Source organism: Staphylococcus sp. M0911, from assembly GCF_003491325.1.
Lineage (GTDB): Bacteria > Bacillota > Bacilli > Staphylococcales > Staphylococcaceae > Staphylococcus > Staphylococcus warneri_A.
In genome coordinates, this window is sequence record NZ_CP022881.1 from 1,673,591 (window position 1) to 1,697,279 (window position 23,689).

Consider the following 23,689-nt stretch of genomic DNA (forward strand, 5'->3'; position numbering starts at 1 on the left):
CATTTAACCTACTGAGATACGCTCTACTTTAGTATCCATACCTAGCCATTCTTTAATAATATTTTCAATATGTGTTGTATCTCCAGTTGCAAAGAAACGATGTGGCGGATGTTGTGTATAACTTGCATGTTCGTTACTAAATGTTAATAATGCACTGACTTCTCTAGCTGTTTCCAATCCTGAAGAAATAACTGTTTTTTTACCACCAAAATAATCATTGATAGGTTGATATAACAATGGATAGTGCGTACAACCTAAAATAACTGTATCAGCTTCGCTATTACGCCATTGTTTCAAGGTTTGATGTATGACAATACTTGTAATTGTCGGATCATTATATCTCATTTGCTCAACTAAAGGTACAAAGCCTGGACAAGCAATACCATATACCTCTACGTTAGGATTAATTCGCTTAATATGCTTTCTATAAGCTTCTGATTTTATCGTTCCTTCTGTGCCTAAAATTAAAACATTTTGATTCTTAGTCGTCATAATAGCTGTTCGAGCACCGGGTTCAATGACACCGATTACTGGTATAGGTAATATGTTCTGTAAATGTTCTAATGCTACTGCAGTAGCTGTATTACAAGCTATCACGAGCATTTTAATATCGAATTCGACAAGTTTCTGTGCTATTTCAGTTGTGAATTGTTTAACTTCTTCACCTGATCTAGGTCCATATGGACATCTTCCAATATCACCTAAATAATAAATGGTTTCATTAGGAAGTTGTCTCATTATCTCTTTAGCTACTGTTAAACCACCCACACCTGAATCTATTACTCCAATTGGTCTATTCATAGTCTTACATCCTTATTTTATAGTTAAACTTTATTTTATCATATGCATACTTAAGTGTTGATTAATTCGAACGAAATCACTAATGCTATTTTATCAATCAATACACAAAAAAGCGGCACTCCTATGTGGAGTACCGCTAACAATTCAATATTAGTCAACTTTGTGATCAGAGCCGAAGAATGATTTAAACATATGGAATGATGTTTCTCTGTTCATTGCTGCAATAGATGTAGTCAATGGAATACCTTTTGGACAAGCATTCACACAGTTTTGTGAATTACCACATTGTTGTAATCCACCTGCACCCATTAAAGCATCTAAACGTTCATCTTTAGTCATAGCACCTGTTGGATGTAAGTCGAATAAACGTACTTGAGAGATGGCTTGCGCACCAACGAAATCATTTTTTTGAGTGACGTTAGGACAAACTTCTAAACAAACACCACAAGTCATACATTTAGATAATTCATAAGCTGTTTGACGTTTTTTCTCAGGCATACGAGGACCTGGACCTAAATCATACGTACCATCAATTGGAATCCAAGCTTTCATACGTTTCAAGTTGTCAAACATTCTTGAACGATCAACTTGTAAGTCACGAATAACTGGGAACGTACTCATTGGTTCTAAACGTATAGGTTGTTCTAATTGATCAACGATAGCAGAACATGATTGTCTTGCACGGCCATTAATCACCATTGAACAAGCACCACATACTTCTTCTAAACAGTTCATATCCCAAGTTACAGGCGTTGTCTTTTCACCTTTACTATTAACTGGGTTACGTCTAATTTCCATTAAACATGCGATAACATTTAAATTTTCTTTGTAAGGAACTTCAAATGTTTCTTCATATGGTTTAGATTCGCTATCATCTTGACGTTTAATAATCAATTTAACCGTTTTTTGTTTAGGTTGATTATTTTGTTCTTCTGTTGGTTGATTACCTTGAGTTTCTGGAGTGTCTTTTACTGATTGTTCAGCCATTATTTTTTACCTCCTTTAGACTTACTAGTGTAATCACGTTTACGTGGTGGAATTAAGCTAATATCAACTGGTTCATAAGTGAATTTAGGCGCTTCAGTTCTACCTTGGTAGTGAGCCATAGTTGTTTTTAACCATTCTTCGTCATTACGTTCTGGGAATTCTGGTTTGTAGTGTGCACCACGCGATTCGTTACGGTTATAAGCTCCGATAGTGATTACACGTGCTAGTACAAGCATATTCCATAATTGACGTGTGAAGAATACGGCTTGGTTACTCCAAGTTTGTGTATCTTCCATATCAATATCTTCGTAACGCTTCATCAATTCTTGAATTTTCTTATCTGTTTCTAACAATTTATCATTTTCACGCACAACAGTTACGTTTGCTGTCATGATTTCACCTAATTCACGGTGAAGTTTATAAGCATTTTCGCTACCGCGCATGTTTAATAATTTATCGAAACGTTCTTGTTCTTCTTTAACACGTGCTTCATAGATACTATCATCTAGATCAGTGTATGAAGTTTCGATTTCATCAAGATATTTAATTGCATTTGGACCTGCAACTGTACCACCATAAATAGCAGATAATAATGAGTTAGCACCAAGTCTATTACCACCATGTTGTGAGAAGTCACATTCCCCTGCTGCAAATAAACCTTTAATATTTGTCATTTGATCATAATCTACATATAATCCACCCATTGAGTAGTGTACTGCTGGGAAGATTTTCATTGGTACTTTACGTGGATCGTCACCAGTGAATTTTTCATAAATCTCGATAATTCCACCAAGTTTAACATCTAACTCATGTGGATCTTTATGTGATAAATCAAGGTAAACCATGTTTTCACCGTTGATACCTAATTTTTGGTTAATACATACATCGAAGATTTCACGTGTCGCGATGTCACGAGGTACTAAGTTACCATAGTCAGGATATTTCTCTTCTAAGAAGTACCAAGGTTTACCATCTTTATATGTCCAAATTCGTCCACCTTCACCACGTGCTGATTCACTCATTAGACGTAGTTTATCATCACCAGGAATAGCAGTAGGATGAATTTGAATGAATTCACCATTAGCATAAATAGCACCTTGTTGATAAACGATTGATGCTGCTGAACCTGTGTTAATCATTGAGTTAGTTGTTTTACCAAAGATAATACCAGGACCACCAGTAGCCATAATTACAGCATCTGATCCAAATGATTGAATTTCAGAAGTCGTCATATTTTGTGCAACAATACCTCTAGCAGTATTGTCGTCATCTTTGACTATACCTAAGAATTCCCAACCTTCGTATTTCGTTACTAATCCATCTACTTCATAAGCACGAACTTGTTCATCCAATGCATATAGTAATTGTTGACCTGTTGTTGCTCCGGCAAATGCTGTTCTGTGATATAACGTACCACCAAAACGTCTGAAGTCAAGTAAGCCTTCATTCGTTCTACTAAACATTACACCCATACGATCTAATAAATGAATAATATTAGGCGCAGCTTCAGCCATTGCTTTTACAGGTGGTTGGTTAGCTAAGAAGTCCCCACCATAAACAGTATCATCAAAGTGAATCCAAGGTGAGTCACCTTCACCTTTAGTATTTACCGCACCATTAATACCACCTTGGGCACAAACTGAATGCGAACGTTTTACAGGTACTAATGAGAATAAATCTACATGTGCACCTTTTTCTGCTGCTTTAATTGTTGACATCAGACCGGCAAGCCCTCCACCGACAACAATAATTTTTTTCTCTGCCATAGAAATGTCACTCCCCTGAAATATTAAAACTAAGACTAGTTAATGTGTATTCTTTACATAAATGCAATGACAGCTGAAACGCCGATATAAGAAATGATTAAAAATACAATTAACGATACCCATGTGAAGACACGTTGTGATTTTTTAGATTGTAAAATACCCCATGTTACTAAGAATGACCATAATCCGTTAGAAAAGTGGAATACAACTGCAATAACACAAACAATGTAGAAAATAGCCCACAATGGATTATGTAACGTTTCGTGCATCATATTATAATCAACTGCTTTACCGAAGAATGCCTTTTGTAGACGTGTTTGCCATAAGTGCATTGCGATAAAGATAAAGGCTAAAATACCACTTATTCTTTGGAAGAAGAACATCCAGTTTCTGAATAAAGAGTAATGTCCAACATTCTCTTTTGCTGTGAATGCAATGTGTAATCCAAATAAACCATGATATAACAGCGGAATATAGATTAATACAAATTCAACTACCAATAAGAATGGTAATGATTCCATAAAACCTGATGCTTTGTTAAAAGCTTCCGCCCCTTGTGTTGCTTGATGATTGACCAATAAGTGAACAATTAAGAATGCACCGATTGGGATAATACCTAATAACGAGTGAATTCGTCTTAGATAGAATTCATTTTTTGATTGAGCCAAAAGGAGTCCCCCCTGTAAACATTTAATTAATTGACTAAAATTAAAAAGTTGTATGTAAACTGCCGTAAAAAACCATATAAAATACTAGCTTCTTTTACTTCTTTATTTGGTACTCGTCTCCATTGATTAACTTTAGATACTTTGGAAGCATCCTAATCAAAGTTAAAAAGAAAACAAGTATGGCATAAAAAAGAAAAGGGCTAGTCATGTTATAGATTTCATATAATGATGTCGTAGAATGTCTGTACTATAGCAATTCATGTAACCCTACATGATTGATAACAATTCTCAATTAGAAAACGCTTCCAAACAACTTTAAAAAAATAGCCTTTTGTTAACTATATTGTAACATTATTTAAAGCATTTTTGGACATGAGAATAATTCTCATGTCCAAAAATTGAAATTTTATTTGTTTTGAAGTGCGTGTTGTAAGTTTTTTGCAACATTTTCCGGAAGTCCAGATTTTTTTAAATCTTCTAATGATGCCTCTTTCATTTTCTTAATCGAGCCAAATGTTCTTAATAATTTCGTTTTCCGTTTCGCTCCGATACCATCGATATCATCAAGCACGGATTTAAGTCCTGTCTTCTGTCTCGTCTGCCTATGGAATGTAATGGCAAATCGATGCACTTCATCTTGAATGCGGTGAAGTAAATAGAAGGCTTGACTATTTTTCTTTAAAGGTACGATTTCTGCACTTGCACCATATAACAACTCGGACGTTTGGTGCTTATCGTTTTTTTGTAATCCAGCCACTGGTATATCTAAGCCTAGTTCATTTTCAAGTACATCCATAACGCCGTTCATATGTCCTTTACCTCCATCGACAATGATGAGATCAGGTAAAGGTGTACCTTCATTTAGTACACGAGTATATCGGCGTCGAACAACTTCTCTCATTGATTTATAGTCATCAGGACCTTCAACTGTTTTAATTTTATATTTACGATAGCCCTTTTTATCTGGTTTACCATCAACAAAAGTTACCATCGCAGATACAGGATCCACACCTTGTATATTGGAATTATCGAATGCTTCGATTCTAATAGGTGTTTGGATCCCCATTCTTTCACCAAGTTCTTCAATTGCTTTGATCGTTCTAGATTCATCTCTAGCAATCAATTCAAACTTATTATTGAGCGAAACTTCTGCATTATGATTTGCCAAATCAATCATTTCTTTTTTCGCACCACGAGAAGGTTGTACAATTTTCGTATCAACAACCGATTGAATAATGTCTTTATCTAAGTGTTTCGGCACATGTACTTCTTTCGGTAATATATGTTGGTTTAAACTATAAAATTGACCGATAAAGGTATAAAACTCTTCTTCTTCAGTTTGTTGAATTGGAATCATCGTAGTATCTCTTTTAATCATATTCCCTTGTCTAATGAAAAAGACTTGAATGCACATCCAACCTTTCGACACGCTATAACCAAAGACATCACGAATCGTATTATCTGTTGACATAATTTTTTGCTTTTTAGTGAGATTATGAATATGTTGGATTAAATCACGGTACTCTTTTGCACGTTCGAAATCGAGAGACTCACTCGCTTTTTCCATACGTTCTTGTAAATGGTTTAATATTGTTTTGTCCTCACCATGTAAGAAATCACTAATTTCTTTTGTCATTTGTGCATATTTATCTAAATCGATATCATACACACACGGGCCCATACATTGACCAATATGATAATAAAGACATAATTTATCTGGCATTTTATCACATTTTCTAAATGGATATATACGATCTAATAATTTTTTTGTTTCTTGTGCGGAATAAGCATTAGGATATGGACCAAAATATTTGCCAGTCCCTTTTTTAACGGTTCTAGTTACAATTAATCTTGGATGTTTTTCTTTAGTAATCTTGATAAAAGGATAACTTTTATCATCTTTTAATAAAATATTATAACGAGGCTGGTATTGTTTAATTAAGTTTAATTCTAAAAGTAAGGATTCTGTTTCACTTGATGTCACTATAAACTCGAAATTACGAATTTCACTTACTAAGCGAGTTGTTTTAGCATCATGCGCACCCGTAAAATAAGAACGTAATCGATTACGTAGTTTTTTAGCTTTACCAACATAAATCACTTGATCATTACGATCTTTCATCAAATAGCACCCTGGCTCTAATGGCACTACATTTAGTTTTGTTTTAATTTTTTCTTGATACGTCTCCATCTACGTCCTCCTCTCTTCGAAAATTTTTATTAGCCAAACATGCTCTTATCCATTCTTAATGGGCACGTTAATATATACATACACAAAACAAAGCTGGAGCATTTATGAAAATGCCCCAGTCTCAGGTTCTATATTCTTATAGATGTTTGTCTAATACTTCTGCTAAGTTTTCTTTAGGTTGGAAACCTACTACTTTATCAACTGGTTGTCCGTCTTTAAATACGATTAATGTTGGAATACTCATTACTTCATATTTAGCAGCAGTTGATGGGTTTTCATCTACATCTAATTTTAAGATATCTGCTTTACCTTCATAGTCCCCTGCTAATTCTTCTAAAACTGGAGCGATCATTTTACATGGTCCACACCAAGTAGCCCAGAAATCTACTAATTTAACACCAGATTCAATTTTACTATCAAAATCAGAATCAGTTACTTTTACGATTGCCATAATTGCCAATCCTCCTTAATTTTTAAATGATGAGCAAATTATAACAGAATTTATAAGGTAATGCATTGCAATCTGCTTATGCTCGTTTAAAAAATCAAATTTTTAAAGCCATTTGTAGAAGTGTCCTCAAATAGAAACATCATCATTTAAGCATATTTCTAAGACGATTATCTATTTTAGGGATGCAACGGTAACGCCAAATCCACCTTCACTTGGCATACCACCTCTAAATGTCTTCACGCTTTTATGTCTTTTTAGATGTTGTTGCACACCTTTTTGTAATGCTCCTGTACCCTTACCATGAATAATATAAACTTGTTCAAAATTACTTAAAACAGCTTGATCTAAATATTGATCTAATTCAATTAAAGCATCTTCATAGCGATATCCTCTTAAATCAAGTTCAGTTTTAACTGTCTGTCTGTTAGATCTTGTAACCATTTTAGTTGGTTTTTCTTTTTTCTTTTTCATTTTTTCTAAATCTTCAATTGGTAATTTCATTTTCAATATTCCCATTTGAACAACTGCTTCTTCTTCTCCAACTAATTCTAGCACTTCACCTTTTTGACCATATGATAATACTTTAACTTCATCACCAGCTTGGATTTTATCGTATTTTTGTTTTTGAACATTTTGTTTGATTGATTTCGCTTCATATTGATCATCAAGTTGCTTTTTCTTATCAATAAGTTCATGTTCTTTAACATCCGCGCCTTTTTGATCTCTAAGTTCTCTTAATTCTTTAAGAATAGCATCTGCCTCTTTTGTAGCAGATTTGACACGTTGATTTGCTTTTTCTTTCGCTTCATCCATCAATGATTTCTCATAATTTTGATATTGTTGATATTGTTTTGCTAACTCATCATGTGTCGCCTGTGCTTCTTTAACTAATCTATCTAATTCAATACGTTGTTCATCCACACGTTTTGAATTTTTCTCTAATGATTCAATCATATTATTAATTTCTTGTTCATCTGTACCAATCATTGTTTTAGCTTTATTAATAATATTAAGGCTCAAGCCCAATTTTTTTGAAATATCAAATGCATTAGATCGCCCTGGAACACCCATTAATAACTTATATGTTGGACTTAACGTTTCCACATCGAATTCAACACTTGCATTCATCACACCTTCACGGTTATAACTATATGCTTTTAGTTCGGGATAATGGGTAGTTGCCATCACGAGTGCACCTAGATTCCTTACATGATCTAATATACTCATAGCAAGCGCAGCACCTTCACTCGGATCTGTTCCAGCACCTAATTCATCAAATAGTATCAAGCTATTTTTATCTGCTTCTTTTAAGATTTCTACAATATTTTTCATATGAGATGAAAATGTTGATAGTGATTGCTCAATAGATTGTTCATCACCAATATCACAATATACATTCTCAAAGACACTGAGCTGGCTACCATCTAATGTTGGAATAAGCATGCCTGATTGAGCCATAACAATAATAAGGCCTAATGTTTTTAATGTGACAGTTTTACCACCTGTGTTAGGTCCTGTGATAATCACTGTTTCTATATCATCTACAAACTCAATTGTATTTGCTACAACCGTATTATGATCTAATAAAGGATGATATGCATTAGATAAATAAACTGTTCTTTCTTTATGAAATGTAGGCTTCGTACCTTTGATCGCACGGGCATATCTTGCTTTTGCAATTAAAAAGTCAAGATGTCCCATTATCGATTCAGCTAATAATAATGCATCTGATTCTACAGCGACTTGCGAAGTCAACTCAGCTAATATACGTTCACGTTCAACTGCCTCATCATTACGCAAGCGACTAATTTGATTATTCATTTCAACTACAGATGATGGTTCTATATACAATGTTTGACCTGAGGCAGATTGGTCATGAACAATACCATTAAAATCTTGTCTATATTCCGCTTTTACTGGAATGACGTTTCTATCATTTCGAACAGTTACAATCGCATCTGATAATTTCTTTTGGTTAGCCTGACTTTTAACCACTCGATCTAAATTCTGTCTAATTCGTTGATTTGTACTTGATATTTTACTTCGAATACTTTGTAACTCGTAACTAGCATGGTCGTATAAATCATGGGCGTCACATTTATCATTAATGTCCTTAAATAAATCCGTTAAAATTGGTAACTGTGCCATTTGACTATCTAAGATAGGGTATTTAACTTCTTCATCTTCTTCTAATAATTGATTATAAAATGTCTTAAACTGATTTTGAACTTGAATTAAGCGTTTAATCGCATTTAATTCGGTCACATTTAACACACCACCAATAGTTGAACGGTGAATGTACTGTGCTACTTTAGATAGGCCACTTAAACTTGGCAATCGATGTTTATTATAAATTTGTGATATTTCATCTGTTTCATTAATTTGAAATTCTACAGTTTCAAAATCTGTTGCTGGAGACATTTCTGCGACTTTTTCACGTCCTAAATCACTAATAGCTTCGTTAGCTACAAATGATTTTATTTTATCAAATTCTAAGACGTCTAATGTTTTTTGTCTCATGCAATCCCTCTATTTCTTCAATTTTTTATTGTCTTTAATAAATGATTTAAATGCTTCTCTAGACATCGTATTAATCACACGATCTTTAGTTACAAATCCTTTTTGAGCAGTAGCAACACCATATTTCATAAATTCTAAATGATCAACATGATGCGCATCCGTATTAATAGTTAACTTTACATTTGGATATTGGCGTACGGTTTGTGCATTTAGGTCTAAACGTTTAGGATTTGCATTGATTTCTAATATGGTATTTGTTTCTTCAGCTAATTGCGCTAACTTTTCTATATTAGGTTCATAACCGGGACGACGTCCAATAATGCGACCTGTTGGGTGAGCAATATGACGCACATATGGATTACGACAAGCATTTTCTAAACGTTGCATAATTTCCGCTTCTGATTGATTAAAACTTTGATGAATGGCTGCAATAACATAATCTAGTTGTGCCAATATCTCATCATCATAATCTAAAGAACCATCCGGTAATATATCCATTTCAATGCCAGAGTATATATCAATCTCATCATATTCTTTATTTAATTGCTTAATTTCTTCATTTTGGCGAAGTAAGCGTTCAACTTGTAGACCATTGGCTACTCTTAAACTTTGTGAATGATCTGTAATAACCATGAATTCATAACCTTTAGCAATATTAGCCTCAACCATATCTCTAATAGAAAATGCACCATCACTATAAGTAGTATGCATGTGAAGATCACCTTTAATATCGTCGAGTTGTATAATCTGACTTAAATCTTTATCAAATTCACTGCCATCTTCACGTATTGAAGGTTCAATCCACGATACACCGAAATGTTCATAAATCTCCGCCTCGCTATTGAATTGAAGTAATTCTCCATTGGCTTTTTCAATGCCATACTCACTCACTTTTTCTTCTTGTGCTTTTGCTAATTGTCTAATTCGAATGTTATGATCTTTTGAACCTGTGAAATGTTGTAATGTGTGATAAAAAGCTGCAGGTTCAATTAATCTAAAATCAACACCAATCGTTTCATCGTCGTACTCTAATTCTACAGATACTTTGGTTGACCCAACTGCAACATCCTTTACCTTATTAGGGATTTCCAATAATTGTTGTTGAACTTTTTCAGGGTTATTTGTACTTATAATAAAATCCAAATCTTTACTTTGTTCTTTATATCTTCTAAAGCTACCTGCCGAAGCATATTGATCTATGTCATCTAGCTGACTAATATAATCAATAATTTGATGATTAAGTCCTCTCATTTGATCAATAGGATAATTTTCTTTCTTAGCTCCTAACGCTTTGACTGCTTCTAAGATATTTTGTTCAGTTTTTTTCGCAAAACCGCTTAATTCACTGACTTTTCCTGCTTCACAAGCCTCTTGTAATGACGTTTTGTCAGTGATATTTAATTCTTTATATAATTTAGCAATTTTCTTACTACCTAAACCTTGTATTTTCAATAATGGTACCAATCCTTCTGGGACTTCTTTTTGTAAGTCTTCTAAAGCTGTAGACTGACCATTTTGTCTATATTCATTAATCACATCGCCTACACCTTTACCGATACCTTTAAGTTCTGTTACATCTTCTATTTCATCTAACGGTCTTTCGTCTACTTCTAAACTTTGTGCTGCCTTACGATATGCTGATACTTTAAAGGCATTCTCTCCTTTTAATTCCATATAGGTAGCAATCTTTTCTAGTAATTGAATCACATCTTTTTTAGTCATATACATCTCTCCATAAAAAGAAGACCAGGACATTTCTCATTTTTCAAATTGTCTGTCCTGACCTCAATATCATTTTCTTTATAAATTTAAAATCATTTGTGAAACACAAGGTGTATGCAATAAAATTTGCTTGGCAAGTAATGAATGCCCTAATTGACTTTGTAGCATTGTATTAGGATATAACGCTATGATATACGTCAATATTTGTATGATAATCACACCGATGAATAGGCTTAATACAATACCTAAAGTGCGGCTTATGATATTTAAAGGTTGATATGCCACTATATTATCAAATGTGACGATGATTAGATATAAAATCAACTTACAGCTAATAGCAATCACAATAAAAGCAATTATTGATTCAAAACGATACTGTAAATGATTAAAATGAATTGCATATTGCGTATCAAATGCGACTGTCTTTGGAAATGGTAAAAAAACAATTAATCGTTGCGCAATCTCTCGATAAAATTGTTGCGCAATCCATAACGATGCAAGCGTACATATCACATGAATGCTCGAAAGCCATAATCCCCGTCGAAATCCAACAATTGAAACATAGCATAATATAATAAGTACAACGATATCTAATAGCATCTAGTCTTCTCGTTGCTTAATTTGATCTAATTCGTGTTGTAATCGACGATTTTCTTCTTCTAAACTCACTTTGTCATGCATCACGTTCACTGCTGTTAAAATCGCTTTTCTAGTGGTATCTAAACCTGCAGATTTTCGTCCTAATTCTTTCATTTTTTCATCCACTAAATGTGCAACATGTCTTATATGTTCCGGGCTATCATCGCCGATTATTGTGAAATGTTGATCGTTGATTGTAACATTTATCCTATTCTTAAACTCACCCATATCGATATCTCCTGACTTTTAATTAAATTATTCCGTTTCTGTGTTTAATTTAACCAAAATCATGTTTCTATATTATTTTGAACATAACATAATATTAATGTTTGGTTTTATACATTTACTTATCATTAAACATTATACATGAGTCATCTTTATTTTGTAAGTAGTGAGATGATAAAGAATAACTTTATATTCATTTAGAGCTTGAGTCTTATAAACTAAAAAATATTTTCATTTTGTCATCATTCTAAGGTAATAAATGTTATGATATCATTTAATTATTATGAAAAGAATTTAACAAAGAGAGGTCTAACGATATATGGCAAATGTTGTCCATAAACTAACAACAACTGAGATTCAATCATTAATGTCTAAGATTAAATTTGATACATCCCAATTACCCCAGGGTATGAAAGCACGAGCAAAACATAATAATGCTGTGATCAATATTTACAATTCTGGAAAAGTGATGTTTCAAGGAAAAAATGCTGAAATAGTTGCACAACAATTGCTACCTGACAAAAGTAGTTCAACTTCAACTTCTTCAATATCTAAAAACGCAACTTCTTCGATTAAATATAATCAATATAACTGTATTGGTAGTGATGAAGCTGGTAGCGGTGACTATTTTGGTCCTCTCACAGTATGTGCTGCATATGTCACAAAGGATCACGTCAAAATATTGAAAGAATTGGGTGTAGATGATTCTAAAAAGTTAACCGACGCTAAAATCGTCGAACTTGCCGAACAACTTGTGACATTCATTCCACATTCGCTGCTCACACTTGATAACGTTAAATATAATGAGCGCCAACGTGCAGGTTGGTCACAGGTGAAAATGAAAGCAGTCTTACATAATCAAGCAATCGCTAATGTTGTTCAAAAAATTGATACGCATGCTTTAGATTATATTGTGATTGATCAATTTGCTGAACGTGGTGTTTATCAACGTTATGCCTTGTCCGATTTACCTTTCCCAAATAAAACAAAGTTTGAAACGAAGGGTGAATCTAAGTCATTAGCTATCGCAGCTGCGAGTATTATCTCTAGATATGCATTTGTTAAACATATGGATCAAATGTCTAAATCAATTAAAATGGATGTACCTAAAGGTGCTAGCAATAAAGTCGATTTATTCGCTGCAAAACTCATTGAAAAATTAGGTATCGAACAACTCGACGCTATTTCAAAACAACATTTTAAAAATAGAGAAAAAGCACAAACTTTAGTGAATAAAAAATATCAATAAATTTATGTATATTAAAACGGCAAGTTCTATTTGTACAAACATTAGAACTTGCCGTTTCTTTTTATATTTAATTATCTAATTGTAGCACCTTTTGCTTTTAATGCTTCGATGATTTGATCATGTACTTTCGTTACACGTTCATCTGTTAAAGTATTCTCAGTATCTAAATAATACAATCTAATAGCAACTGATTTTTTACCTTCATCTAAATGCTCACCTTCATAAACATCAAATACAAGTGTATCTTGAAGAATATCAGCACCGCGTTGATGAATCGTATTTGTTAATTCAGAAGCAGGTACATCATGTTCAACTTCTAATGCAATATCACGAGATACACCAGGATATTTAGGTATTGGTTGATAATTGATATAGCCTACTGATACATTCATCATTTCTCCATAGTTCAATTCAAAGACATATGTGCGTTTTAAATCATTATCATTAGCTACTGTAGGATGCAATTCTCCAATGAAACCAATATCTTTACCATTTAAAGATACCATCGCAGTTCTTCCAGGATGTAAACCATCGATTTCAGTAGCACGATATTCAAAATTTAAGTTGAGTTTTTGTGCTACACGGTCAATGACACCTTTAGCTAAGTAAAAGTCAACAGCTTCTTTTTTACCTTGCCACTGATTTACAACATATTCACCTGTCATAATACCACTTAAATATTCTACTTCATCAGGCAATTGACCTTCACCATTACCGAAGAATACACGACCAATTTCGTATAATTTAACATCTTGATTTTTACGTGCAACATTATACGCAGCCGCTTCGATTAAATGTGGTAATAAACTTTGTCGTAAAGTTGAATGTGCTTCGCTCATTGGCATTAATAATTCTATAGTCGGTCTATCTTGTAATGCAAAGTCTTTCGCATGTGATTTTGACACGAGTGAATACGTGATCGCTTGGTTTAAACCTGCACCTTCAATGGTTTCTTTAACTGTTCTTGTTTTATGTTGACGATCAGTTAGTGCACCATTCGTAACATCTTCAAATACTGGTAACGTTGATGGAATTTCATCGTAACCATATATACGGGCAACTTCTTCAATCAAATCTTCTTTGATAGAAATATCTTTACGTCTTGATGGTACATAAACAGTAAGCTCATCTTGTTGAGTTTCAGTTTCAAACCCTAATTGTTCAAAGATATTTTTAATTTCTTCAGTAGATAAGTTAAATCCTATTGTACGATTAATTTTATCTGTTGTAATTTGAATCGGTGTAATGAAAGCTCCTAAATCTCCTTCAGCTACACGATCTTTAAGTACACGACCTGACGCATAAGTTTCTAATAAATAACATGCGCGATCCACTGCTTCGTTGACAAATTCTGTAGCAATACCTTTTTCAAATCGACTTGATGCTTCACTACGTAAATTCAAACGTCTTGATGTATGACGAATTGATGCTGAATCAAATATAGCATCTTCTATAACTACATTTGTCGTTTTGTCGCTAACCTCTGAAAAGTCACCGCCCATCACACCACCAAGTGCAATTGGAGATTGTCCGTTTGTTATAACTATATCTGACTCAAGTAATGTTCTTTCTTGATCATCTAAAGTTGTCATCGTTTCATTTTGATGTGCTTGGCGAACTTCAATATGATTTGAACCAATTTGATCTTGGTCAAACATGTGTAACGGTTGTCCATATTCTAATAGTACGTAGTTAGAAATATCAACGACATTATTGATTGGTCGGATACCTGCTTTCATTAAACGTGCTTGCATCCATATTGGCGATGGTGCAATAGTGACATTTTTAACGATTCTAGCACTATAGTATGGAACTTTATCACTATTTTTTACTGTCACTTGCAATTCGTCCATTGCAGAGTTAGTCTCTTCATTACTATTTGTTTCTGGTTTAGTCATTTTTGTGTCGTATAGTGCTGCAACTTCATAAGCTGTACCGACCATGCTTAGAGCGTCTGCACGGTTTGGTGTTAAATCAAATTCCATAATTTGATCATTTAAATACAATGCGTCCAATGCATTTGTACCCGGTGTCATTGCTTCTGGGAATACGAAAATACCATTTTCAAACGCTTTAGGCACAACATTACTTGAAATACCAATTTCCTGTAATGAACAAATCATACCTTCAGAGCGTTCCCCACGTAATTTAGCACGTTTAATTTTAATGCCACCTGGTAATCTGCCCCCCACTTTAGCAACAATGACATATTGTCCTTCATCAACATTTGGTGCCCCACAAACAATTTGTACAGGTGCTTCCTCACCAATATCAACTTGGCAAATATTTAATTTGTCAGCATCAGGGTGAGATGCTTTAGATATAATATGGCCTACTACTAAGTTTTTAATATCTTTTGTTAAATCAACTAAATCATCTACCTCGATACCAGTACGTGTAATACGTTCAGCTAAATCTTGAACATTTTGTTCAACGTCAACATAATCTTTTAACCATTCATTTGAAATTAACATTACGCTTCACCTCTATCTTCTACAGCCTTAAATTGATCTAAGAATCGCACATCGTTTGTATAGAAGTGTCGAATATCTTCAATACCGTACTTCAACATAGCGATACGGTCAGGTCCCATACCAAACGCGAATCCAGAGTATTCATTAGCATCAAACCCTGCCATTGTTAATACATTAGGGTGCACCATTCCTGCACCTAAAATTTCAATCCAGCCTGTATGTTTACATACATTACAACCTTGCCCTTTACATTTAAAACATGATACATCAACTTCTACAGAGGGTTCAGTGAATGGGAAGTAACTTGGACGTAAACGAATTTCTCTATCTGCACCGAACAATTCTTTAGCTAATAATTCTAATGTACCTTTTAAATCACTCATCTTAATATTTTTATCTACAACTAAACCTTCAATTTGTGTAAATTGATGACTATGCGTCGCATCATCTGAGTCACGACGGTATACTTTACCTGGACAAATGATTTTCACTGGACCTTGTCCATTACGTTGTTCCATAGTACGTGCTTGTACTGGAGACGTATGCGTTCTCATTAAAGTCTCTTCCGTAATATAAAAACTATCTTGCATATCACGTGCGGGATGTGATTTAGGTAAGTTTAATGCCTCAAAATTATAATGATCTTGTTCAACTTCATAACCATCAACAATTTCGTAACCTAGACCTAGGAATAAATCTTCTATCTCTTCAATCGTACGTGTTAATGGATGTTTAGAGCCGATTTCTATTTGGCGGCTAGGTAATGTCACATCGATTGTTTCTTCAGCAAGTTGTTGATTTAACTTTTCATTGGCTAAAATCGTTTGTCTTTCATCTAATTCTTGTTGAATCGTTTGTCTTAATTCATTTACCTTTTGTCCGTATGCTGGTTTTTCTTCATTTGGTAAGTCTTTCATATTTTTCATTAAACCACTTACTGAACCTTTTTTACCTAAATATTTTACTTTGACATCTTGTAATGCTTTTTCATCATTTGCTGCATTAATATCAACTAACGCTTGTTGTTTTAATTCACTCATATGATCATTTTGAGTCATTTTAACTTCCTCCTTAGTGCCAATAGATATTTTAAACTAAGACATTTATTAATATCCCAGTCTGCTTTCTCTTATTTTATTTCATTAAATAAAAAAGACTCTCGCCCGATAACTGGGACGAAAGCCTTCCGTGGTACCACCCAAATTTATGCTTATGCATACACTTGTATACGTTGCTAACGAAGACGTACTCCGACTTAAATCTCTTTAAGTAGCCAAAAAGATGAAAAAAACTAATCAAAGTTGGAATAACTTTCAGTCACGATTATTCTCCCTTATACAACTTTATACATTAATTTAAGTCTTTTTATAGGCTAATGATTCACTTTTATATCAGTTAATATTTATTGTTATGAATTCATCATTCATTATAGACGATTTAGATATATAGGGTCAACCTACAATCGCGCCATAGCACATTATGAAAATCAGATTTATCATTTAATGTCTATAAATTACCCTTTGAGTTGATATAACAAGATACTCCCCGCAATGGCTACATTTAAGCTTTCAGCTTGTCCATATATTGGAATCGTTATATTTTGCGTAGTATGTTCTAATAGTGCAGGATCTACACCTTCACCTTCATTACCAAGAATCAATGCAAATGTCTCTTGTGCTTCTATCTCTTTAAAACTTACTGCGTTATCTAATGCAGTACCATAAACAGGACCATTAAAGGTATTAATGTACGACTGTAAAGACTCTGATATAACTGGAATATGAAATACACTTCCTTGACTGGCGCGTAACACTTTATCTTGATAAGGATCTGCTGTTCCCTTTTCCATTACAATCAGATCTATTCCTGCAGCATCTGCCGTACGAATCAAAGTCCCTAGATTCCCTGGATCTTGTATTCTATCAATTAATAATACTTGTTTGGCTGTTGTTACATCATAATCCGGTTTCTTGATGACAGCAAAAAAGCCTTGAGGCGTTACAGTTCCAGATAATGATTCAGCTACCTTTAAATTGATTTCAAATGTTTCATTGGCATATTCAATTAAGTCACTATCAGTTCTACTTGGATCAACAACGAATAATTGTACAATTACTAACCCGCTTTGATAAGCTTCTTCAATTAAATGTACACCTTCTATAAGCGCTAATCCTGTTTTATCTCGATCTTTCTTTTTCTTTAATTTATTCGCATTTTTAATTTTATTATTCTGTGCCGATGTAATTTGTTCCATATATCTAATCTCCAATATGATGATTTCTTATTCAATTTAATTGTATATGATTGAGCTACTTTTTTAAATAAAGAAAGTGAGTCCATGATTTGATTATGTTATTTACTGTAAAAGCAACTAAAGTATTTTATCCTGTTAAATATATGATAATAAATAAAAAATATCCTAATTGAAATGACTATTCCAATTAGGATATTTATTGATATCTAAAATTATTTAGATACGATTTCTTCACCATTGTAAGAACCACAGTTTTTACAAACACGGTGAGATAATTTGTATTCGCCACAACTTGGGCATTCAGTCATACCAGGTACTGAAATTTTGAAATGAGTACGACGTTTGTTTTTTCTTGTTTTAGACGTTCTTCTTTTAGGTACTGCCATGATTTATCCTCCTTAAAATTAAACACATCATTAAATGATATCAGTTTATTTAACAATATTATATCATTAATTAAACTGCTATTGGTCTTTATCGTATAATTGTTGTAATTTCTGAAGCCTTGGATCAACTTGCTTTCTGTCTGAATCATCATCTTCTTGGTCTTGAACAAGTTCCTCGAATTCATCTTCATCAATCACTTCCCAACCATTGCCTTCAGTTAACATTTGATTGCTATTGTCTGAATATGCTCTCATCGGTTTCTCGATAATGACAAAATCTTCAACAATATCTTTAATGTTAATCATACCGTCAGTCGCTGAATGATAATGCTCATCCTGCTCTTCTTCGTCGGTATAATAATCACTGCCTTCTAAATCAAACACTTCGGAAGTTTCGACATCTAGCGGTACTTCAACAGGTACTAATGTACGTGCACACGGCATCGTATAAGTACCAGTGATATGCATATCTGCAATAACTTCGTTTGATTTAACAGTTAATTGACCTTCAACATTGATTTCAGAAAGATCGATAAGATCTAATGATTCTTTTAAATGTTCAAAATTCACCGTTTGATTAAACTCAAATGGTTTACCTTGATATTTTCTTAATTGTGTTATTGACCATTTCATATGGCTTCACCTCTAACAAGCACAAAATTTATTTTAACTTTCTCAGTATAATATGTCAAGATTTTTTCTTAACATACGTACTTCTGTTACAATACTAATAATGAATTCTGAAAGGACGAATTGCAAATGAAAAGTGTTGGCATTATATCTGAATATAATCCATTCCATAACGGGCATTTATACCATGCACAACAATCCAAATTACTATCCCAAACAGATGTATCCATTGCCTTCATGAGTGGCAACTTTGTCATGCGAGGCGAACCCGCTTTATTTAATAAATTCATTCGTACTCAAATGGCCCTATCAGCTGTTGATTTAGTAGTTGAACTTCCTACCATTGCTAGCCTTTCATCGGGTGATTATTTTGGTGAAATGGCAATTAAATTGGCTGATTATTTAGATGTCAATACCATATCATTTGGAAGTGAACATGGAAATATTAATGCCTTAAAAGAAGCAGCGCAACAGGTTCTTGATTTGGAAAATAGTGATGCCTTTAAATCAAAATTAAAAGAAGGTAAAAGTTATCCTAGAATCATTAACGAATTAATCCAACATCAATCTACGAATGATATTTTACAATCACCTAATAATATTCTAAGTATTGGATATTTAAAAGGGATTCAGCAGTTCGCACCTCAAATTGAAGCCATTACGATTCGTCGTGATACAGCACAGCATCGCGAGCAAACAATTCAACATCAACAATTTGCCAGTGGATCATCCATACGCCAATCTATCATTCACCATCACTCTGACTGGGAAAATGTTGTACCAGGGGCAATTAAATCATTATATCATTCACAATTCACAACTGTGGAGCACGCCTTTCCCTATATAAAATATCAATTGTTAACACAACGTACGTCAACACTTAAAACTATATACACTATGAGTGAAGGATTGGAAAATCGATTAATCTCTATGATTAAGGATGCACACTCATTTAAAGATTTGTTAACTAAAGTCAAAACGAAACGATACACTTATACGCATATCCAGCGTATATTAATGAACATTTTACTTAACATTCAACAAACTGATATTAACCATAATATCTATGCCGCTAGAATATTAGGTATGAATGAAAATGGTCGAGCATATTTAAAATACCTGAAACATCAGTTCCCAGAACGTCATTTTATTACAAATATCAATCAATCATCTTCCGCTTACTTTCCAATTGAAATTAAAGCAACTCATATTTATAATCTTATGACCGAACAATCTGATGATGATTTCAATACACCAGTTATCAAATCTTAAAAAATGTACTGTTACATAATGTGATTCGCATTATATAACAGTACAATTTTTATTATATATGATATTTTTCTTTTAAGGCTTTTGCTACAATGGTTGGCACAAATTCTGAAATATCAGCTTTATATGCTGCTACTTCTTTAACTATACTCGAACTAATAAATGAATAATTCGTACTAGTCATCATATACATGGTTTCGATATCACTGTTTAACTTTTTATTCATAGATGTTAATCGTAGTTCATATTCAAAATCACTTACCGCTCTCAAACCTCGGATAATTGTTTTTGCACCTACTTGCTTACAAAAATCTACTAACAAACCATTATAATGGTGGACTTCCACATTAGATAAATGTGCTACTGAACCCCTAATTAAATCCATACGTTCTTCTAAATTGAAAGTGCCACCCTTGCTACTATTTTTTAAAACACAAACATGTATTTCGTCAAAACGATCTGCACTTCTTTCTATAATATCTAAATGACCATATGTAATTGGATCGAAACTCCCGGGAATGACTGCTTTCGTCTTATTCATATTATTCTCCTTTTTCTAATAACAAAGTATCTGTCAAACCATAATGATATCTTTTTATTTCTTTAAACGGTGCGCTTTGAATATGTTCATCATTACTAAACTCACAAATGATAATACCATTTTCTTTTAGTAAATTAAACTCTGTAATGCTTTTTAATGCTTCATCAATCAAACCTTTTTTATATGGTGGATCTAGAAAAATGTAATCGAATTGTATGTCTCTTTTAGCTAATGCTTTCAAAGCTCGGTCTGCATTATTTTTATAGACTTCTGATTGTGACATCAAATCGAGTTGTTTAAGATTTGATTTGATTACTTTAACTGCTTTAAAGTTTTGATCTACGAAAATGACCTTCTCCATACCCCGAGATAAGGCTTCAATACCAAGGGCACCACTACCGGCAAACAAATCTAAACCAAGACCTGATACTTCATGTAAACTATTGAAGATGCCTTCTTTGACCTTATCCATAGTTGGTCTAGTATTACGACCTTCTAAACTTTCTAACGCTTTACTTTTATGTATTCCTGCTATCACACGCATTCCATTCACACTTCCATTTCACTATGTAATTTAATATAATTTGACTTAAAAGGAGACTGATTTAACATATGAAACAATCATTTATTGTCTTGGGCGAAGGTTTAACAGATTTGTTTGAATTTACTACACTGATCGACTATAACCATTCACGCATTGATAAAATTATTTATTTTCATTCACCACAAACTGAGAAACAATTATCATCTGTCGCTATTGTCATGCAACCAACCGAAGGTAATTATTTTCAAGCAATGTACATGATGATGAATGCAGTAAAATATCCTTATCCTGATAGCAATAAAAAGTTTGAAATGATTAACAACAAGGCCGAAGCCTATGATATTCCAGTTTTAGGCATAGACGTTCAACCACCTGAAGCATTTCATGACAATGACTTATATTTTAATTATTTAATTAGTGTGCTAAGACTTCAACGATGGATTCCACCGTTACAATAAAATACGTCATCTAAAACACGAGTTATAGAACTTCGTGTTTTTCTTTTTCATAGGTTTTCTTTAAAAATCGATAAGGTGATCCATCGATATGTCTTACATACTTTAATTTCATTAATTTATTTACAACATCATCCGCTTCATTCTCATTAACATACATAATGACGTATTTACGTTGTCTATTAGAATGAACGATGTGCCCATATTTTCTAATTTGTCTCTCGTGTTTAATGTGTTTTAAGTAAACGACGAGGCTTACTCTAGGAACTAAGTTCATCTCTCTTCACTCCATTTGATATACAGTTTTTATCATATCATGAGTTTAAATTTTATGAAATAACAATCACTTTCTAATATAAACTAGAGAATGGCATTTGGAAACACATTTAATTCGCTAAATATCTTGTCATTTATTTGATTGTTAACACATTCTATTTCAATACGCACTTCATTTTCCATATGTAACTGATATCTGTTAATATTACTTTAATAACTTAAGGAGGATATTAAATGGTTAAACTAAATAAGTGGTTAGTTAATGGCTCATTAGCAGCGGCAAGTATAATAGGAAGTGTGCTTTATGTTAATCAAAATAAAAAGCCACGTGAAATTAATGCAATCCCTCCATTCTTTTCAGGTGTAGCACCATATCTGTTTGCTCATAGAGGTGGTATGGCCGTAAGACCTGAACAAACTAAATTAGCATTCGATAATGCGGTTCAATATGGTATGGATGGTTTTGAAACGGATGTACGATTAACCAAAGATAAAGCACTCATTGTTTTCCATGATGCAACGGTAGATCGTACTACGAATGGATCAGGTAAAGTATGCGAACACACACTTGCTGAATTAAGAAAACTAGATGCCGGTTATTATTTTACAGATATTAATCGTCAATACCCATATCGTGGACATTCAGACGCAAAAATTCTTACGTTTGAAGAGTTATTAGAACTTTACCCAGAAATGTACATCAATGTAGATTTGAAAGATCATCCTGATAGCTATGAAGGTGCCATAGCTCCTGGAGTACTTTATGATCAAATTTCTAAACATCAAGCAGAACATCGTGTATTAGTCACAAGTTTTCACAAAGAACAAATAGAACGCTTTGACCAATTAAGTAAAGGTACAGTTGCAATTGGTGCAAGTCAAAGTGAAGTTACTGAAGCTTTCATTAAGTTCAATACCTTTAGAGGTAACACTTATCATCCTAAAGCGAATACATTCCAAATGCCTACCGAATTTAAAGGTATCCGACTTACATCTGCAAGATTTATTAAATGGTTAACACTATTAAACATCGTACCAGGATATTATGGGATCAATAGCATTGACTTAATGACAGACCTATATCAAAAAGGTGCGCATACCCTTGTAACTGATCGTCCTGATTTAGCTCAACAATTTAAAGAAACATTAAAATAATAAATGGCAAGGTCTAAAGTTTACCTTAGACCTTGCCATTTATCTTTCTATAGTGAGCAATTACATGATCCTCCGGAGGCACATCCATGTGCAGTTGTTTGAAAAAATGGATTACCCGTCTCAATTTTCACATTATCTGATACTGCTAATGCAATTTTGCTAATTACTTCATCAATTAAATTTTGTAATTCCACTTCTTTAGATTTATAGTCCATGACCACACGCAACATTTCATACGCGCGTTTTCGTTGACGTGTTTCCATCATAATGGTTTTATAATCCGGGTGATATCTACCAAAGCGCATGACATCATCATACTTATCTTTAGACTTTAAGAACGCAGAGTATAATAAGTGTGCTTCATCATCCTGATTTAATAATTCCTTTGCTTCGATATAGTCATGATATATTTCAGAATCTACTATCATATCAGACAATGCTTCGATATCGTCTAAAATAGACAATGTTTCCTCATTTATCATTTGT

23 protein-coding genes are annotated in these 23,689 nt (G+C 33.4%); 4 read left to right on the forward strand and 19 right to left on the reverse strand.

The window, feature by feature from the left end; all coding sequences use genetic code 11:
* Positions 1-3: 3 nt before the first annotated feature.
* The 10 genes from racE to zapA form a co-directional block, all read right to left on the reverse strand.
* Entirely contained in the window at positions 4-801 is a 798-nt protein-coding gene (racE, locus tag ssp1_RS08070; RefSeq protein ID WP_002450642.1) for a glutamate racemase, read from the reverse strand.
* Between the two features lie 150 nt (positions 802-951).
* Positions 952-1,788: a succinate dehydrogenase iron-sulfur subunit gene (gene sdhB / locus ssp1_RS08075; RefSeq protein WP_002450643.1), complete on the reverse strand. Its 837-nt coding sequence runs from the start codon at positions 1,786-1,788 to the stop codon at positions 952-954.
* Positions 1,788-3,554: a succinate dehydrogenase flavoprotein subunit gene (gene sdhA, locus ssp1_RS08080; protein ID WP_002450644.1), complete on the reverse strand. Its 1,767-nt coding sequence runs from the start codon at positions 3,552-3,554 to the stop codon at positions 1,788-1,790. Before sdhA ends, sdhB begins: the two co-directional genes overlap by 1 nt.
* Positions 3,555-3,607: 53 nt before the next feature.
* Positions 3,608-4,222 carry a succinate dehydrogenase cytochrome b558 subunit gene (locus ssp1_RS08085; RefSeq protein WP_002450645.1) on the reverse strand — a complete coding sequence of 205 codons (615 nt, stop codon included), beginning with the start codon at positions 4,220-4,222 and terminating at the stop codon, positions 3,608-3,610.
* Between the two features lie 406 nt (positions 4,223-4,628).
* Positions 4,629-6,413, reverse strand: coding sequence for an excinuclease ABC subunit UvrC (gene uvrC, locus ssp1_RS08090; protein WP_107535863.1), 1,785 nt, complete (start codon positions 6,411-6,413; stop codon positions 4,629-4,631).
* 136 nt (positions 6,414-6,549) lie between these two features.
* Positions 6,550-6,864: a thioredoxin gene (trxA, locus tag ssp1_RS08095; RefSeq protein ID WP_002450647.1), complete on the reverse strand. Its 315-nt coding sequence runs from the start codon at positions 6,862-6,864 to the stop codon at positions 6,550-6,552.
* Between the two features lie 171 nt (positions 6,865-7,035).
* Positions 7,036-9,384, reverse strand: coding sequence for an endonuclease MutS2 (locus tag ssp1_RS08100; RefSeq protein WP_075778532.1), 2,349 nt, complete (start codon positions 9,382-9,384; stop codon positions 7,036-7,038).
* Between the two features lie 9 nt (positions 9,385-9,393).
* Complete coding sequence (gene polX / locus ssp1_RS08105; protein WP_107535865.1) at positions 9,394-11,106, reverse strand: DNA polymerase/3'-5' exonuclease PolX; 1,713 nt, start codon at positions 11,104-11,106, stop codon at positions 9,394-9,396.
* A 78-nt stretch (positions 11,107-11,184) separates the two neighbouring features.
* Positions 11,185-11,706 carry a CvpA family protein gene (locus ssp1_RS08110; RefSeq protein ID WP_107535866.1) on the reverse strand — a complete coding sequence of 174 codons (522 nt, stop codon included), beginning with the start codon at positions 11,704-11,706 and terminating at the stop codon, positions 11,185-11,187.
* The gene (zapA, locus tag ssp1_RS08115) at positions 11,707-11,973 is read right to left on the reverse strand and encodes a cell division protein ZapA (protein ID WP_002450651.1); all 267 of its coding nucleotides are present in this window, start codon (positions 11,971-11,973) and stop codon (positions 11,707-11,709) included.
* Between the two features lie 316 nt (positions 11,974-12,289).
* Here zapA and rnhC point away from each other — a divergent pair, with 316 nt between their 5' ends.
* Entirely contained in the window at positions 12,290-13,219 is a 930-nt protein-coding gene (rnhC, locus tag ssp1_RS08120; protein ID WP_107535867.1) for a ribonuclease HIII, read from the forward strand.
* Between the two features lie 71 nt (positions 13,220-13,290).
* Here the strand turns inward: rnhC and pheT are convergent, their stop codons facing one another.
* The 5 genes from pheT to ssp1_RS08145 all read right to left on the reverse strand — a co-directional run bounded on the left by pheT (position 13,291) and on the right by ssp1_RS08145 (position 18,966).
* On the reverse strand, positions 13,291-15,693 hold the full coding sequence (gene pheT, locus ssp1_RS08125; protein ID WP_075778528.1) for a phenylalanine--tRNA ligase subunit beta: 2,403 nt from the start codon (positions 15,691-15,693) through the stop codon (positions 13,291-13,293).
* Positions 15,693-16,751: a phenylalanine--tRNA ligase subunit alpha gene (pheS, locus tag ssp1_RS08130; protein ID WP_049423882.1), complete on the reverse strand. Its 1,059-nt coding sequence runs from the start codon at positions 16,749-16,751 to the stop codon at positions 15,693-15,695. The genes pheT and pheS overlap by 1 nt, the downstream gene beginning before the upstream one ends.
* A gap of 455 nt (positions 16,752-17,206) precedes the next feature.
* Positions 17,207-17,947: a TrmH family RNA methyltransferase gene (locus ssp1_RS08135; protein WP_075778527.1), complete on the reverse strand. Its 741-nt coding sequence runs from the start codon at positions 17,945-17,947 to the stop codon at positions 17,207-17,209.
* 212 nt (positions 17,948-18,159) lie between these two features.
* Positions 18,160-18,333, reverse strand: a complete 174-nt coding sequence (gene rpmF, locus ssp1_RS08140) for a 50S ribosomal protein L32 (RefSeq protein WP_002442221.1) — start codon at positions 18,331-18,333, stop codon at positions 18,160-18,162.
* 78 nt (positions 18,334-18,411) lie between these two features.
* Positions 18,412-18,966, reverse strand: a complete 555-nt coding sequence (locus tag ssp1_RS08145) for a YceD family protein (protein ID WP_002450656.1) — start codon at positions 18,964-18,966, stop codon at positions 18,412-18,414.
* A gap of 126 nt (positions 18,967-19,092) precedes the next feature.
* On the opposite strand from ssp1_RS08145, the gene ssp1_RS08150 reads away from it, so the two are divergent.
* A complete protein-coding gene (locus tag ssp1_RS08150) occupies positions 19,093-20,235 on the forward strand; it encodes a nucleotidyltransferase (protein WP_075778526.1) in 1,143 nt (380 codons plus the stop codon).
* Between the two features lie 52 nt (positions 20,236-20,287).
* On the opposite strand, the gene coaD is transcribed toward ssp1_RS08150, so the two are convergent.
* On the reverse strand, positions 20,288-20,773 hold the full coding sequence (coaD, locus tag ssp1_RS08155; protein ID WP_075778525.1) for a pantetheine-phosphate adenylyltransferase: 486 nt from the start codon (positions 20,771-20,773) through the stop codon (positions 20,288-20,290).
* A gap of 1 nt (position 20,774) precedes the next feature.
* Positions 20,775-21,317 (reverse strand): 16S rRNA (guanine(966)-N(2))-methyltransferase RsmD, encoded by a 543-nt coding sequence (rsmD, locus tag ssp1_RS08160; protein ID WP_075778524.1) that lies wholly within the window; start codon positions 21,315-21,317, stop codon positions 20,775-20,777.
* Positions 21,318-21,385: 68 nt separating this feature from the next.
* On the opposite strand from rsmD, the gene ssp1_RS08165 reads away from it, so the two are divergent.
* Positions 21,386-21,775 carry a DUF7147 family protein gene (locus ssp1_RS08165; RefSeq protein ID WP_002450660.1) on the forward strand — a complete coding sequence of 130 codons (390 nt, stop codon included), beginning with the start codon at positions 21,386-21,388 and terminating at the stop codon, positions 21,773-21,775.
* Positions 21,776-21,797: 22 nt separating this feature from the next.
* Here ssp1_RS08165 and ssp1_RS08170 read toward each other — a convergent pair whose 3' ends face one another.
* A complete protein-coding gene (locus tag ssp1_RS08170; RefSeq protein ID WP_002450661.1) occupies positions 21,798-22,049 on the reverse strand; it encodes a DUF2129 domain-containing protein in 252 nt (83 codons plus the stop codon).
* 233 nt (positions 22,050-22,282) lie between these two features.
* Here ssp1_RS08170 and ssp1_RS08175 point away from each other — a divergent pair, with 233 nt between their 5' ends.
* Entirely contained in the window at positions 22,283-23,203 is a 921-nt protein-coding gene (locus tag ssp1_RS08175; RefSeq protein ID WP_118828183.1) for a lysophosphatidylglycerol phospholipase D, read from the forward strand.
* A gap of 47 nt (positions 23,204-23,250) precedes the next feature.
* Here the strand turns inward: ssp1_RS08175 and ssp1_RS08180 are convergent, their stop codons facing one another.
* A complete protein-coding gene (locus ssp1_RS08180; RefSeq protein ID WP_075778523.1) occupies positions 23,251-23,685 on the reverse strand; it encodes a YlbF/YmcA family competence regulator in 435 nt (144 codons plus the stop codon).
* Positions 23,686-23,689: the final 4 nt, after the last annotated feature.

Bases quoted from the DNA above. Each gene is read 5' to 3' on its own strand.
- racE (WP_002450642.1), bottom strand. From the start codon at position 801: ATGAATAGACCAATTGGAGTAATAGATTCAGGTGTGGGTGGTTTAACA.
- sdhB (WP_002450643.1), bottom strand. From the start codon at position 1,788: ATGGCTGAACAATCAGTAAAAGACACTCCAGAAACTCAAGGTAATCAA.
- sdhA (WP_002450644.1), bottom strand. From the start codon at position 3,554: ATGGCAGAGAAAAAAATTATTGTTGTCGGTGGAGGGCTTGCCGGTCTG.
- uvrC (WP_107535863.1), bottom strand. From the start codon at position 6,413: ATGGAGACGTATCAAGAAAAAATTAAAACAAAACTAAATGTAGTGCCA.
- trxA (WP_002450647.1), bottom strand. From the start codon at position 6,864: ATGGCAATCGTAAAAGTAACTGATTCTGATTTTGATAGTAAAATTGAA.
- ssp1_RS08100 (WP_075778532.1), bottom strand. From the start codon at position 9,384: ATGAGACAAAAAACATTAGACGTCTTAGAATTTGATAAAATAAAATCA.
- polX (WP_107535865.1), bottom strand. From the start codon at position 11,106: ATGACTAAAAAAGATGTGATTCAATTACTAGAAAAGATTGCTACCTAT.
- ssp1_RS08110 (WP_107535866.1), bottom strand. From the start codon at position 11,706: ATGCTATTAGATATCGTTGTACTTATTATATTATGCTATGTTTCAATT.
- zapA (WP_002450651.1), bottom strand. From the start codon at position 11,973: ATGGGTGAGTTTAAGAATAGGATAAATGTTACAATCAACGATCAACAT.
- rnhC (WP_107535867.1), top strand. From the start codon at position 12,290: ATGGCAAATGTTGTCCATAAACTAACAACAACTGAGATTCAATCATTA.
- pheT (WP_075778528.1), bottom strand. From the start codon at position 15,693: ATGTTAATTTCAAATGAATGGTTAAAAGATTATGTTGACGTTGAACAA.
- pheS (WP_049423882.1), bottom strand. From the start codon at position 16,751: ATGACTCAAAATGATCATATGAGTGAATTAAAACAACAAGCGTTAGTT.
- ssp1_RS08135 (WP_075778527.1), bottom strand. From the start codon at position 17,947: ATGGAACAAATTACATCGGCACAGAATAATAAAATTAAAAATGCGAAT.
- rpmF (WP_002442221.1), bottom strand. From the start codon at position 18,333: ATGGCAGTACCTAAAAGAAGAACGTCTAAAACAAGAAAAAACAAACGT.
- ssp1_RS08145 (WP_002450656.1), bottom strand. From the start codon at position 18,966: ATGAAATGGTCAATAACACAATTAAGAAAATATCAAGGTAAACCATTT.
- ssp1_RS08150 (WP_075778526.1), top strand. From the start codon at position 19,093: ATGAAAAGTGTTGGCATTATATCTGAATATAATCCATTCCATAACGGG.
- coaD (WP_075778525.1), bottom strand. From the start codon at position 20,773: ATGAATAAGACGAAAGCAGTCATTCCCGGGAGTTTCGATCCAATTACA.
- rsmD (WP_075778524.1), bottom strand. From the start codon at position 21,317: ATGCGTGTGATAGCAGGAATACATAAAAGTAAAGCGTTAGAAAGTTTA.
- ssp1_RS08165 (WP_002450660.1), top strand. From the start codon at position 21,386: ATGAAACAATCATTTATTGTCTTGGGCGAAGGTTTAACAGATTTGTTT.
- ssp1_RS08170 (WP_002450661.1), bottom strand. From the start codon at position 22,049: ATGAACTTAGTTCCTAGAGTAAGCCTCGTCGTTTACTTAAAACACATT.
- ssp1_RS08175 (WP_118828183.1), top strand. From the start codon at position 22,283: ATGGTTAAACTAAATAAGTGGTTAGTTAATGGCTCATTAGCAGCGGCA.
- ssp1_RS08180 (WP_075778523.1), bottom strand. From the start codon at position 23,685: ATGATAAATGAGGAAACATTGTCTATTTTAGACGATATCGAAGCATTG.